The organism is Acidithrix sp. C25 (assembly GCF_904848545.2).
Genome location: NZ_CAJHCI020000001.1, coordinates 1018753 through 1032646 on the forward strand (window position 1 = coordinate 1018753; position 13894 = coordinate 1032646).

The window sequence follows — 13894 nt, forward strand, 5'->3', positions numbered from 1 at the left end:
CTCACCAGGCGGAACTTGATAAAGAGCGCAAAGCCAGAGTGCGAATTGAAGCTGAACTAGCTAGAAAAGAAAAGGCACTAGCAGAAGCTGCTGCCCTATTGGTTCTTCAAAAAAAAGTACAAGAGACAGAGCTTGTTATGATCCACGGGGGAAGAAGGGGACGTTTAGTCTCTCCCCTCTGTATCTAGATCACAACGTTCGAGCTCAAGCTGTAGCCCTCATCAGTGAAGCAATAGATGCAGGTGCTAGATGTTACAAAGCCTGTGAAGTTTTGAAGATATCAACTCGTACATTTCGGAGATGGGAATCTGGTGCTACAGATCGCCGGCGAGGAGCTGTACACAAACGTCGCTCTAATGCACTATCGGAGGAAGAGAGACATGAGATCATCGAAGTATGTACTTCGAGTAAGTTCTCCTCTCTTACTCCTGCCCAGATTGTGCCTAAACTCGGCTGTAAGGGCAGATACATTGCATCTGAGAGGACCTTCTATCGAGTACTAAAGGATAGCAATCTAAACAAGCACACGAGCAGGACGAAACCGCCGAAGAAGAGAGCTAGACCAGTGCACACAGCAGTAAAACCAGGTGACATCTGGACACTTGATATCACCTGGCTAAATGGACCAGCTAGGGGGATCTACTACGCATATGTGATCATTGATCTGTACTCACGCAAGATAGTCGGATGGGAGATATACGAATCTGAAAGCTCTGAGCAGCTAAAGAGAGTCGTAAAGCGAGCAATGGCTAGAGAGAATATGGTCCCGAAGGTGATCCATAGTGACAATGGATCACCCATGAAGGGGTGGTCACTAGTTGAGTACTTATATGAGCTAGATGTAAATATATCAAGGTCACGGCCTCGGGTATCTAACGACAATGCTCATATTGAGTCGCTCTTTAAGACGGTGAAGTACTTTCCAACCTATCCCTATGGAGGATTTGCAACCATCGATGCTGCACGCAGGTGGATGAGTGAATTCGTTGATCACTACAACAACGACCACCAGCACTCTGGTATCAAGTTCGTAACCCCACAACAGGCACACAGTGGAGAACACATCGAGCTACTAAATAGACGGCGCGAAGCTGTAGGTGGGAGCAACGCAAATCCAAACCAGGACTTCTGGATCTCAGGCAAATGCAGAGACTGGGATCCAGTATCAGAGGTACCAATTATTCCTACGAATAAGTCGGTTGGAGATGGACCAAAAGGGAGACGAAAGGAGGTAGCTTAGATGGTGCGAAAGTGACAACTTCCTTGGCAGGCTCCTTGCAGTTGAGTTCATCTCATTTCTAGATCTCATTGACAAAGAAATACCAAAAGATCTAGAGGTCCATCTCATTATGGATAACTACGTTACCCATAAGACCGATACAGTGTGTAAATGGAACCTTGAGCATGAACGCTTTCACTTTCACTTTACTCCCACCTATTCATCGTGGATGAATCTTGTAGAGCGATGGTTTTCTGAACTAACTACCAAGATGTTGCAGAGGTCAACACACAAGTCAGAAAAGCAACTTATTGCAGCTATTACAAAATGGACTGAAACCTGGAATGAGAATCCTCGTCCTTTTAGATGGCATAAGACGGCTGACGAGATCTTTAGATCCATGGAGAAGTACCTCGGACCATTTACTAAGTGAATTTATGACTAGTGACACTAGATATTCTCGAGCTTTGATCTCAACATAGGAAGCCTTGGGGCTATTCATCTCAAGTGCACAATTGATACCAGCTACTATTGCTACTTTTGGAAGTCTTCGACCAATGAGTAAAACCGATATCATCTCAAATACACCGTCGCGCTCCCCATACTTTTGGGTTGCAGCAGCTAGAAAGCTAGCGTGTTCAGCCCAAAAGGTACCTTTCTTTTTCGCTTGATCTAATGGCACCGCTGAGGCAAATGCACCTGGTTTACGGGTAAATGCCTCTAGGTAGTGATCGAGTATCAAGGAGGAGTCTCCCCTGTGGATAAGGCGATCATGACGTGCAACCACCTTGCCCTTATGAACTACTACTAGATCGCTAGCAGATAGTGCCACCTCGACTGACTTACCAATAAGGCTCACCGGTACTGAGTAATGACAGCTGCGGACTGAGATGCGCGATTTAGCATCGACTTTTGGAAAAAGTATCTTGGCGCACCCAAAGGGTTCGCTAACCAATCTCATCAGGTGTTTCTTCTCTTCAGTAAAATCTGTATGCACTGTGGTGCGACGGTAGCTGATATGGCGGGTCTTATCGTCGTTGTCTACTCGTAGATGAAGCTTGTCGTTGATCTCGCCAAGTGTTTGACCATGGGGAAGCGGTACGAAGTATCGGCGCCTTGCTCTCTTTACCTCTCCCTCGATTCCACCTTTTTCATGAGCTCCATCGATTCCAGGAGTACAAAAGGACGAGGTGAAACCATAGTGAGACCTAAATGCCACGAATCGTTCGTTCTCCATCCTCTCTTTACCAGATAGTACCTTTTGAACAGCACTTGTTAAATTGTCATATCTGATTACTTCAGGGATGCCCCCAAAGAATTCAAAGGCTTTTTCGTGCCCATCAAAAAAGCACTCTTCTAGACTCGCCGCTATAGACCATATGAAATGCTTTACCGGAGTGAGATAACCTCATAGCAAACATCTTCGCCTTGATCTTTTCTCCATTGACATAGACAAGTACATCACCAAAGTCAACATCTGCACTTTTACCCGGTAGGTGAATTTGGGGGATCATCGCTGTAGGAACTGGCAGGTCTATCTCAGCCCGTAGTGCCTTTACCATTACTCGTACGGCTGAGACTGAAACATCAGCTTGACATTCATCAACGAGGCGTTGCCAGACACGAGTTCCGGTGTGTCGCTGCTTGGGAGCTACATTACAATCGTCTTCGAGCCACTTACGAACTACCAGTTCGTATTGACCTAGCTTTGGTCGACTAACAGCGCTTACGCTTCTCTCGGGCGGCATTGCATTCATCAGAGCCCGTCGAACCACTCTTCGATGAACTTTGAACTTATTTGCAGCACCTCTAATCGAAAAGCCTTCTTTATTTACCGCAACTCTGATATTCTCGTAGAGTTCCACTCTTAGCATCCTTTTTCTGTCTTTTGAGTCGTTTTTCATAAACTCAATGATAGGAATTAATGTGTCTAAGAGTGGGGCCACTTGGTCAAGCTAACTGGGGCCAGTTTGGTCCGTTGTTTCCACCGAAGTGACTCCCCTTCAGGAATGGGGCCAAGCGGAAAGGCGTTCCGTTCTGGTCGAGTCGAAACCTGTGATTCAATTGCGACAGACCCAGGAATGGGCCCTTGGAGGTCTGATCTACTTTCGATCAATTTGCGTTCCGGAGTTGGCATTCCAGTTGTAGCTGCAAGTGGCGATGTCGTTGCTGTTATCAATGGATATTCGAAGGTACTCAGTTACTTTGGTGTAAATAGAAGACGGCGAACATTAGAGCATGTAGCACACATCTTTGGAGCTGCGCTGTCTCGTCTCGATACTGGTAATCAGATAATTTCCCATAGTGATCGAAGTCTCTTCCGATCCCTACTCTATGGTGGCGGGCTAGAAATCGTCTACCAGCCAATCGTCAATCTCAAAAGTGGTGACCTCTATAAGGTTGAAGCCTTAGCTCGGCTTAGAGATTCCAATGGGGATCTACTATCTCCTGCGCAATTCCTTCGAGCATTTGGATCAGATGACCTCTTCTATCTATTTGACCAAGGCCTAAATAAAGGCCTATCAGCCATTTTGGCTTGGAGAAGCCACGGATTATTTAGCGGTCTAGGCGTAAACTTCCCTCCACAGGGGATGTTCGATGATCGATATATCAGAAGTATCGAACGCAACCTTGAAGAGAGCGGGGTGGATCCATCTCTGCTTACCCTTGAACTTACGGAGGACGAGGAACTGCTTCAGGGCAATGGAACGTCGCCTACAGTACTTCAGCGTGCTCGAAATATGGGCGTCCATTTAGCGCAAGATGATCTCGGTGCTGGATATAGCTCTCTATTACGCCTTGAAAGCGTCGGTTTCGACGAGGTCAAGATAGATCAAGAGTTGGTTCGTTCTCCAGCCGAGGTCGCCCATTCCGTGGACCTAGTAGCTCACTTGACCGATTTAGCCCATGACCTTGGGATGAACGTCGTTGTCGAGGGGTTAGAAGATGATGCTTTGGTGGAGGCAGTTGCAATCTTAGGCGCGGACTACGGGCAGGGATATGGCCTTGGTAGGCCAGTCGATTTCGAAGCAATCATCGATTGGTACCACTCTTTTAGATACAACGAGCCGGTTAGTACCGTTCGAACTCCTCTTGGAGCATTGGCATATTTACGCAAATGGTCCCGTCGTATTATTGCGATGGAGACATTTCTATATTCAATTGACGTAACAGATCTAGTTGCAGATCTCAGGTTGATGATAGGAGGATCAAACGACTATCTGATTGATCAGCGAATTGCGCAATTTCTCGTCGACTCTAGGAAAAATGCAGGACTTGGTTCACTTTTGCGCTTAGAGGAAGACCTCGCACGCATTATCAATCTCAAATTGGATGGTGTTCGGCCCCTTCCTGTTGATGATGCCACAGAGCCTTCGGCTGCCAGGCCAAATGCCTTGAATTCGATTTCCCTTCGTCAAATGAAGGATATATATTTACTCCAAGGTCGCCTTTTAGGTGAGATCGAGAAGGGGCTTTCGGCTTCGGAAGTCATCAATAAGGCACTTATTGAAGTCGAGATATTGATTCCGCATTCAATAGGTTGCGTCTCGCTCCTCGATAGCTTTGGCAAAGCAAACATAGTTTGGGCTCCAAGTTTACCTTACGAAACATGGCCTTTACTTACGGATGTATCGAATGCGACGAGCAATGGTTCAGATGCGACAGCAGGCTTCAGTGAGCGGGCGGCCTTCGAAAGTATCGTGCGATATGACCCAAGATGGAGCCAATTTGGAGAGGCAGCACAGGAGCTTGGAGTCTCAGCGAGTTGGTCAATTCCGCTTCGGGATCAATCATTGAAAACAATTGGGATACTATCGGTCCTCAAGTCGCGGGAAGGTCTAGCTTCAGAGTTCGACTCGATGCTGCTTGAGACGATTGGCTCAATCATCTCGCTCTGTTTGAAGCTCAAGCAAGTTGACGAAGTTCAGACACGAAGGCAAGAATATCTCTCAGAACTCTTCGAACTTCCGACTTCCTATAAATTCTTGATCAACTCAGCCACCGGAGAAATTGCTAACGCAAATCGTGAGGCAGTCGATCGCTCAGGTTACAGCAAGGACGAACTACATAAATTATCGTTCTTCGACTTAGCTCCCCAATTAGACAGAGAAGTCCCACTTTATTTGCAGTTGAACTTTGATATCACTAATCAATGGGCTGGGGAGTTGACTGTTCGCGACAAGTTTGGTGAATTTTGCGTAATGCGATACCACGCCATGTTCCGAGGACTGGGAAGGGAGCCTGAACTTTTCGTTGCACTATACGAGGGTCGAGATGGCGACGAACTAGTAGTGCAACTTCGGCACGAACGAACATTGAACGATCGAATTATGGATTCAGTTGCGGCTGCGGTAATGGTGGTAAACGAAAAGGGGCAAATAACGCGGTTCAACCGCGGAGCAGAGCAGTTGACTGGTTTCACGAGTCTCGAAGTATTTGAAAATCCAACTCTTTGGAGATATTGGATCGACGAAGGCGACCAATCCCTCGTGGTGGAAACATTTTTAAGAGTACTTGAATTTGGGGGATCAGCCGTAAATGAGATTTGGCACCACCACCGAGATGGAAATAAGCGCCTAGTTGAGATGCACTACAGCTCTGTTGTGCGGGATAGAAGAGATACAAATGCGGCAGTTGTGCTCTACGGCGTCGATGTCACTCAAAGGAGCAGAGATGCTGCACTGGTACGTGAAGACCTTGACTTTGTCGCTCAAGTGATTGAGGCGATTCCAAGGCTGATCTATGTTCTAGATCGCTCATGTCGGGTAATACGTTGCAACAGAGCTGTCTTAGATTTCACCGGTGCGAAGCTCGCCGAAATAGGAGAGGCACCCTTTCAGATAGTGGAATACTTTGCTCCGGATGATCGACCAGCAGTTCGAGCTTGGTTTGCCGATGCATTGGCCGGAACCGTCCGCGAAAAGGCAATTTCAACTTGGGTTCGCAGAGACGGCGTTCATCGGATAATCGAGTGGCACAGTAGCATCATCTACGGCCACGATGGAAAAGCCTCATCCTTCGTTGTGGTAGGCACCGACATAACAGAGCAAAGGATCGCCGAGAGTCAGCTCAGGAAGGCGGCTGTAGTATTCGAACACACCGCCGAAGCAATCGTGATAATTGACGCTAACTCGCAAATAATTGACATCAATCCCGCCTGTATTCGGATGACCGGCTTTGAGCGGGAAGACGTGATCGGAAAAACATCCCGATTCTTCGCGCCCAACCCCGAGAACGAAGTGCTCTGGGAATCGATGAACGACGCATTGCGAACCGGTGGACACTGGAGTGGATCTGTGCAACAGCGCCGCAAGGATGGTTCGGTCTTCGCGACATTCGTCAATATATCTACAATATTTGGCAATCTAGGTCAGCCCGATTTCTACGTTGCCCTATTTTCTGACATTACCGACCTGATGGACTACCAGGATAAATTAGCGAAATTGGCCTACTTTGATTTTCTCACCGAGCTTCCAAATCGGAGCTTCGTGGGTGAAAAGATGGCTGACCAATTGGCAATAAATAGGCGCTTCGGAGGAATGACTGCATTGGCATTTTTGGACTTGGATAACTTCAAGCCGGTAAATGACAGATACGGCCATAAGGCTGGCGATACGCTACTGATCACCCTGGCTAGGAGGATTAAAGATGCGGTCCGTGAAATTGATACGGTAGCTCGCATTGGCGGCGACGAGTTCGTATGCATCCTTGGGTCAATCGATGAATTTGATACTGCTCGGGGCGTAATTGGACGGATAATGGAAGCAATTGCCACCCCAATCTCTATCAGTGAAGACCGCACCGAATGGGTTACTATCACCGCGTCGGTCGGTGTGGCATTTTCTAAAACCGCAAACGACGACCTAGATTCGCTACTGCGCCGTGCGGATCTTTTGATGTACGAAGCAAAGGCTCGCGGAGGCAACTGTTATGTACTTGAAGGGGAAGACCTAGGAACGGCTAGCCAAAACTTCTCTATCTAACTGTGCCTGCGCCGAACTATGTCTTCGCCTAAGGTTCTGTTTTGTTACGTTAGGATTCGGTCAGCAACACTTTCAATCTGGTCATTCGTGGCTCTCGTTCGATTTCTATTTGCGGGTGCGTCGGAGGCGAGCCAAATCCATGATTGGGTTATGCCCGATACTCCGATGATTATTGGAATAATGGTCTAAAGATTCCTGCGCGATCCTTGGCCTAAGAGTGGATACGGAACCTACCAATCAAGTTGCTACGTTCACGCAATCTAAACTATCTTCCTCATCGTCAAGGCGAACATGCCTCACAGTGAACATATGACAAGAACCACGAGGTCACACGACTACGTGCAATAGCCAATCGATCACCACATGCTTTAGCCGTAGTGCAATAGGCTTCGCTGATAGCGATCAAAGCCAAAACTAGTGCACTTGAGGTTGGCAAACCTACCGACACAAGAATTTTTGATGAAATTCCTTTCTATCTTAGGACCATAAACGGTTCCTAAAATGAGGACAATCTAATTTTTAATATATGATATGAACTAATTTAAACCGGGTGCATTTTGAAAAATCGTATCAACTTTAATTGATGATTAAGATTTCATATTTTTCAATTACAGATAAGGCGCTCCAGCGCACAGGCCCTAGAGCGCGACAAATTCACTAAATTTATAGCAATACGGCCAAAAAATTGAATTTCTCGCGAAAAGTTGATATATTTTTTATAATTGCGCGGAAGATTTTGTTTGGTTTTGAAGATGTTATGTTTTAGCCCTGGTTTTGATTATTTTTCAGATAACGACGACAATTTTGTGAAGCGAGGAATACCACCGCTCACAATGGTGAAAGATCAAAAATCTAGGCCTCGAGACAATTCCCTAGTTTCCAGGAAAACACCGAAAACCAAAGCCACACCGACTGAACCTAGCCCCATATTAAAGTTCAAAGAATTAATAAGTACAACTTCCGTTGCGATCCTCTACCCGCCGCGCGTCGCGGGCGACGACATAAGGGCGTAGCGGACAGTGACAGTACGCAAAGTTTCAACGATACTTCGCCAGAACCTTCGTCTGAGCAAAAATTATTTGCCGGTTCCAGAGGAAGCGACCCAAGTCACTTCCAACGTAGGCAATCGATCGGTACGCAACGCCCTCAATATTCGCTACGTCGACGTCGGTGGTGGTCAAGACTGCGCTAACGAACTCCTAGCCGCATTCGGACCAGATTACGACCTCGAGCAGTACGGAGTTCGCCTTGTAGCATCTCCTCGCCACGCTGACGTGTTATTAGTTACAGGATGCGTAACTAAGAAGATGGCTGATCCGCTGCGTAAAACCTACGAGGCGATCCCTAACCCCAAAATCGTTGTCGCCTGCGGGGATGCGGCTATCACAGGAGGCGTCTTTGCCAACGCTAAGTACTGTCTCGGTCCAGTTTCAACAGTGATACCAGTGGACCTAGCGGTGCCCGGAGACCCGCCAAGTGCGGCAACATTGGTCGAAGTTTTTCGACAAATCTCAGGGCGATATAAAAGATGAAATCCCTGTTCGCCGCAGCGTCAATACTTTATATCACCTCTATCGCTTCAACGATTTTGCCAATCCCTGCCCGAACTTCGCTCCGACTATCTTCGACACTTAACTTTTCGCTCGCCACGATTGGACTTATCGCAGGATGTGCACGAATCGCAGGAGTGGGATCGACCTCCGTCCTAATTCACCTTGGCAGCAGGTGGATGACCCTCTCCTACTCCCTCTCGTATCTTGGTGCCCTATTTTTGGTTCTACTCTCCTTTGTATCGGCAATTACTGTCGCTTACGGCGCCGCCCAGCCTCACACCGACGGATTTGCCTCATCGAAGTTGGCACGATCTACCTTCATATTTTCGATGATGACGGTAGTCGCAGCCGGGAACGCACTCTCATTTACTATTGGATGGGAGCTGATGACAATTAGCTCCGCACTACTTGTGGTTGTTGAGGTAAAAAAGTATCCGTCGGCTAAGAGCGCACTCATCTGGTACCTAACTATGTCGCAAGTTAGCGCTATCTCGCTGATTCTTGGTTTCTCATCACTTTCCTCAAACGGGTCCCTTGGGAGCTCACTGTGGTGGCCTGCTTTGTCAACAATTGGCCACAAGCCCATTTCTGCAATTGGTATCGGGCTCTTATTGCTTGCTTTCGGAATCAAAATGGGGCTGCTACCGGTTCATGTTTGGCTACCCAAAGCTCACCCCGCCGCCCCAGCCGAGATATCGGCCCTTATGAGCGGTGCCATGGTAGCAATGGGTGTTTACGGGCTCTTACTAACCGTGACCCAACTTGACAGAAGTTTGAACATACTTTGGGGCGAAGGGCTGATCGTCGTTGGAGCGGCGACCGCTGTCTACTCGATCATAAGGGCGGCAGTAGAGGATGACCTCAAAGTCTTACTCGCCCAGTCTACGAGCGAAAACATGGGTCTCATCGCAATTGCAGTAGGCACTTACATCTGCGCCCTGAGATCCCATGAGGACTACGTCGCTAATTCCGCCCTATTAGCTGCAGTACTCCTGACCTTCGCACACGCCTTCTTCAAGCAGAGCCTCTTCATGGCGGCTGGGTCGATCTACCAATCCAGTAAGACAAAGAGGATAAATGAGCTTGGCGGCATTGGCTCGAAGATGCGGTTCACGACCGCAACGTTCGCATTGGGTGCGGTTGGAGCAACAGCACTACCTCCAACATTAACTTTCGTCGCCGAATGGCTATTGCTACAGACGCTCTCTCACGCAACTTCAGTAAACGCCAAAGTTTCAATTGTACTCAAAACCCTCTTTCCAATCGCAGTTGCGGCGATAGCGCTAACCACCGGACTCGCCGTTGTAACGTTTGCCAAAATCGTCGGGGTTGCACTACTCGGTATACCTCGCTCGAAGACTGCATCAAAAGCTAGAGAGGTTTCGCCCAGCGTATGGATCGGTCCTCTCGTCGCATCAATCGCGATATTCGCACCGGCCTTATTGATCGGCCTCGTAGCTCGTCAAATCAATCGAATCCTCGACCTAAAACTGTCAATCAGTTCAACTTCGATCTTTACCCTTGACCTACCCGTGTTTCGGGCGTCGATAACACCTCTAGCGATAGTTGGGGTCTTCCTTGGAGCTGTTGCCTCACTCTGGATTTTCACAAAGGTCCTTACAAGAAGGGCTCCAAACCGTATCGTTGAAGTTCCTTGGGGATGCGGCCTTATTGCAGTCGATCCAATGTTTCAGTCGAGCGCTTCGGGCTTCACCGAGCCCGTACTTCGCATCTTTGACGATGTGATCAATCCCGGGCGAGATATTGAAGTTAGCCACGGATCAGAGTCCACGTATTTGAGCCAACGCCACCTCCGCGCCAACTTAGCCAAATCTGACCTCTTTGAAGATCGCCTTATGCGCCCAGTAATCTCAACGGTGGAAAAGGTAAGTTCGAGGGTGCGGGTAATCCAAGGCGGAAGCATCCACCTCTACTTGATCTACGCCTTCATAGGCCTTATCAGCGTCATAGCACTTTCGAGTCTTTGAGGGATAGATGATTACCAAGATCGTATCAGCACTTTTGCAAGCACTCGTTGTCGTGGCAATTTCACCGCTTCAAATTGGAACCATAAGGGCTACGAAAGCACTCTTAGAGGGGCGGCGTGGCGGTAGATTATTCCAACCGTGGCGCGAGATAGTAAAGCTACTTAGAAAAGAGACCTTGCGCTACCGAAACGGGTCAACCCTTGTCGCAATGGGATCGGTAGCAGTGCTCGCCTCATCCTTGACACTCGCCTTGGTCATACCGTCAGTTACGTTCGCGTCAGCTATTCCACCTGACCTTTTTGTAATAGTCTCAATTCTCACGGTCAACGCAGTGGCGCAAGGTCTAATCGGTCTAGCCAATGGAACATCTTTCGGCGGGATGGGATCGAGCAGGCACGTAACACTGCTCGCACTTGCTGAACCGACCTTGTTGATAGCTATCTACGCTCTCTCAATCGAAGTTCGTACCTCAAACCTCGCGTCGATCATTCAAATTCGAGCTTCGAACCCGAGTCAAATAGTCTCACCGGTTGGAATACTGGTCGTCGCATCTCTGGTAATTGCAGTACTCTCCGAAACTGGCCGACTTCCCGTTGACAATCCAACAACTCACCTTGAACTCACGATGATCCATGAAGCGATGACCCTAGAGAGTTCCGGGCACGATTTAGCGTTTCAAGAACTCGCATCTTGGATAAAGTTGACAGTTCTAACTTCGCTCCTTGCAAATTTGCTTCTCCCGTGGTCTATTGCCTCCACCCTCTCGCCAGCAATGATTCCAGCCGCACTATTCCTAATCGCTAAAGTGGCCATAATAGGGGCGACACTGGGGGTCGCCGAGGTCTTTCTAGCCAAAGTACGTCTCTTTCGCGTCCCTGAATTGCTCGCTGGATCGCTCGCCATAGCCTTCATCGCCGTAATCATCTCGGGAGTAACAGCAAAATGATCTTCACTCTTCAACTTTGTGCCGGAACCCTCCTCATCAGCACGATCGTTATCGTCTGGCGACGATCGCTAAAAAGCACGGCAAGGCTCCTTTCAATTCAAGGCTTAGCCCTTGGAGGGGGCTTGATGGTCGTGGAAGTAAACAGAAGCAAGTTAACCGGTGTAATGATCGCACTTTTTGTGCTCACGTTGAAGGCAATAGTTCTTCCCGTACTGATTCAACGGCGCTTAAAACTCATTAATGCAGAGTCAAAACAGGGGGGCAATCGCAGCGACGTGATGCGCGATGATACTTACCTCAATCCAACTGCAGGGATCTTCATATCATCACTCCTTATAGGAGGATCATTCGTAACAACAGGTCCGCTCTTCGTGAACGTTGGTTCGATATCTTCATCACTCTCGCCAACCGGAATTGCGGTCGTTCTCATAGGATTTCTTATCATCGCATCACGAAGGCGTGCAATTTCCCAGTTGATAGGGTTTGTCGTTGTCGACAATGGCATAACAGCCACCGCACTCTTTGTCTCAGGAGGTGTTCCGACGCTCGTAGAACTTTCGGCCTCAGTCGATGTACTACTCGTCGTCCTCATCCTCCAAGTCTTCACACATCAACTTCGCGGCCACTTTGGCCACACAGACATTAGCCAGTTGAGAGAGTTACACGACTGATGAATAACCTTCTTCTCCTGCCCCTTGCCGTAGCGATCGCCTCCGCGGCTACCACTTACCTAGTGTCCTCTGCCAAGCTAAATCGAATAGCGCCGACGCTTACAAGTGCAGTAATTTTCCTCTCTGGGATCACCCTTATCCACTCTCACTACCCATACGAAGTTGCTCTTGGCGGAGTCTTGAGAGTTGATCCCCTTAGTGCGTGGATGCTTACAACAGTTGGTGCAGTTGGCCTAACGGCTATTGGCGCTGGTCTCGACTCAAACGTAAGTCGTGAATACAGCGGACTCTTGAATGGCTTTATCTTCGCCATGTCCCTAGCGGTTGAAGCCGACAATATTGGCGTAATGTGGTTTGCGATTGAAGCTACGACAGTAGCAACCGCCTTCTTAGTGAGTAAATCTGGCACAAGAAAGTCCGCCGAGGCCGCTTGGAAGTATGTGGTAATCGCATCTAGTGGTATCGCAATTGCACTTTTGGGCGTGGTGATCATATTCGGAGCAAGCGGAGGAAAGACGCTGTCATGGATCTTGCTTATCCACGACCACCAGCTAAACCAAGGCTTGCTTCGACTCGGCATCGCCCTTACGGTTTTGGGCTTTTCCACCAAGGTTGGACTATTTCCTATGCACAGTTGGTTGCCGGATGCCCATAGTCAATCACCATCGCCGGTTTCGGCACTAATGTCGGGAGTGCTTCTTTCGGTTGCACTCTATGCAATCCTGCGAATGCGACTCTTGAGCGAAGTAGGTATGGCAAGCGCCGAAATTAAAGGGATTTTAATTGCGATGGGGCTAGCATCTGTCGCACTCGCCTCGCTCATGATGGTCAGGCAACGCGATATAAAAAGGCTTCTCGCATACTCGTCAATGGAACACATGGGAGTCATGGCCTTAGGGGTCGCGATCGGCAAAGGTGCGACAGCAGCAGTCCTGATTTACATCCTTGCCCACGGACTCATCAAGTCGTCGTTGTTTATACTTGTCGGCAGAGTTGTCAATAAAACTGGCACCAGTGACATAACCGAGATATCACTTTCGGGGAGTTTCGCAGGAGTAACCAAATACCTCACCATTATCGCTATGATCGGCCTTCTCGGACTACCTCCATTCGCAATCTTCTTCGCCGAAATTCAAATATCCGTAGCCGGATTCACCTCCGGCCTTGGGGCCTACATTGCTACAGCCTTCATCTTCGCCCTAGTGGCGTTTTCATCAATTATCCGTTTAATTGCAAATCTCGCCTTCGACGGAGCTATCAACGGCGTCAATAAGACGCCGATAGTCGAAAATCACCCCTTTACCGAAGTACTGGTAGTTCAAAGAAGTACAAATAGTGGACCAGAGGCCATAGAGTCCTCCCCAGCACTACTGCTGCCTGCAGCTAAGTCGACTACGTCACATTCGCCGCATCTTTCGAACTTTCTTATCGTTTTATCACTGGTAGGAGCAACGGTCTTCCCTCTATTCTCCCAAGCATCGCTAAATGCGATTCAATTTACAATCTCAACGATTACAGGAGGTAGGAGCTAGA

Annotated in this window: 10 protein-coding genes and 1 pseudogene; 9 read left to right on the top strand and 2 right to left on the bottom strand. The window is 48.4% G+C overall.

All coding sequences use genetic code 11. From position 1 onward, the window contains the following. Positions 1 to 38: 38 nt before the first annotated feature. The 3 genes and pseudogenes from ACIDITHRIX25_RS91015 to ACIDITHRIX25_RS91025 form a co-directional block, all read left to right on the top strand. Entirely contained in the window at positions 39 to 188 is a 150-nt protein-coding gene (locus ACIDITHRIX25_RS91015) for a hypothetical protein (RefSeq protein WP_249685650.1), read from the top strand. Beyond that, complete coding sequence (locus ACIDITHRIX25_RS91020; RefSeq protein WP_283770412.1) at positions 179 to 1240, top strand: IS3 family transposase; 1062 nt, start codon at positions 179 to 181, stop codon at positions 1238 to 1240. The genes ACIDITHRIX25_RS91015 and ACIDITHRIX25_RS91020 overlap by 10 nt, the downstream gene beginning before the upstream one ends. 79 nt (positions 1241 to 1319) lie before the next feature. Beyond that, positions 1320 to 1472: pseudogene (locus tag ACIDITHRIX25_RS91025) on the top strand (transposase); the annotation flags it as partial. Between the two features lie 42 nt (positions 1473 to 1514). On the opposite strand, the gene ACIDITHRIX25_RS91030 reads toward ACIDITHRIX25_RS91025, so the two are convergent. Both ACIDITHRIX25_RS91030 and ACIDITHRIX25_RS91035 read right to left on the bottom strand, forming a co-directional pair. Then, entirely contained in the window at positions 1515 to 2456 is a 942-nt protein-coding gene (locus ACIDITHRIX25_RS91030; RefSeq protein WP_502756199.1) for a Mu transposase domain-containing protein, read from the bottom strand. 103 nt (positions 2457 to 2559) lie between these two features. Further along, positions 2560 to 3084 (bottom strand): hypothetical protein, encoded by a 525-nt coding sequence (locus ACIDITHRIX25_RS91035; protein ID WP_201732669.1) that lies wholly within the window; start codon positions 3082 to 3084, stop codon positions 2560 to 2562. A gap of 105 nt (positions 3085 to 3189) precedes the next feature. Here ACIDITHRIX25_RS91035 and ACIDITHRIX25_RS91040 point away from each other — a divergent pair, with 105 nt between their 5' ends. The 6 genes from ACIDITHRIX25_RS91040 to ACIDITHRIX25_RS91065 all read left to right on the top strand — a co-directional run bounded on the left by ACIDITHRIX25_RS91040 (position 3190) and on the right by ACIDITHRIX25_RS91065 (position 13893). Beyond that, a complete protein-coding gene (locus ACIDITHRIX25_RS91040; RefSeq protein WP_201732670.1) occupies positions 3190 to 7203 on the top strand; it encodes a PAS domain S-box protein in 4014 nt (1337 codons plus the stop codon). A gap of 1019 nt (positions 7204 to 8222) precedes the next feature. Beyond that, the gene (locus ACIDITHRIX25_RS91045) at positions 8223 to 8735 is read left to right on the top strand and encodes an NADH-quinone oxidoreductase subunit B family protein (protein ID WP_201732671.1); all 513 of its coding nucleotides are present in this window, start codon (positions 8223 to 8225) and stop codon (positions 8733 to 8735) included. Further along, positions 8732 to 10744, top strand: coding sequence for a proton-conducting transporter transmembrane domain-containing protein (locus ACIDITHRIX25_RS91050; RefSeq protein WP_201732672.1), 2013 nt, complete (start codon positions 8732 to 8734; stop codon positions 10742 to 10744). The genes ACIDITHRIX25_RS91045 and ACIDITHRIX25_RS91050 overlap by 4 nt, the downstream gene beginning before the upstream one ends. Positions 10745 to 10751: 7 nt before the next feature. Beyond that, on the top strand, positions 10752 to 11690 hold the full coding sequence (locus tag ACIDITHRIX25_RS91055; protein ID WP_201732673.1) for a respiratory chain complex I subunit 1 family protein: 939 nt from the start codon (positions 10752 to 10754) through the stop codon (positions 11688 to 11690). Between the two features lie 131 nt (positions 11691 to 11821). Continuing rightward, positions 11822 to 12361 carry a hypothetical protein gene (locus tag ACIDITHRIX25_RS91060; RefSeq protein ID WP_201732674.1) on the top strand — a complete coding sequence of 180 codons (540 nt, stop codon included), beginning with the start codon at positions 11822 to 11824 and terminating at the stop codon, positions 12359 to 12361. Continuing rightward, positions 12361 to 13893, top strand: coding sequence for a proton-conducting transporter transmembrane domain-containing protein (locus ACIDITHRIX25_RS91065; RefSeq protein ID WP_201732675.1), 1533 nt, complete (start codon positions 12361 to 12363; stop codon positions 13891 to 13893). The genes ACIDITHRIX25_RS91060 and ACIDITHRIX25_RS91065 overlap by 1 nt, the downstream gene beginning before the upstream one ends. Position 13894 lies beyond the last annotated feature (1 nt).

Excerpts from the sequence above, each read along its gene's own strand:
- ACIDITHRIX25_RS91030 (WP_502756199.1), bottom strand. The coding sequence starts at position 2,456 with ATGGAGAACGAACGATTCGTGGCATTTAGGTCTCACTATGGTTTCACC.
- ACIDITHRIX25_RS91055 (WP_201732673.1), top strand. The coding sequence starts at position 10,752 with ATGATTACCAAGATCGTATCAGCACTTTTGCAAGCACTCGTTGTCGTG.
- ACIDITHRIX25_RS91050 (WP_201732672.1), top strand. The coding sequence starts at position 8,732 with ATGAAATCCCTGTTCGCCGCAGCGTCAATACTTTATATCACCTCTATC.
- ACIDITHRIX25_RS91065 (WP_201732675.1), top strand. The coding sequence starts at position 12,361 with ATGAATAACCTTCTTCTCCTGCCCCTTGCCGTAGCGATCGCCTCCGCG.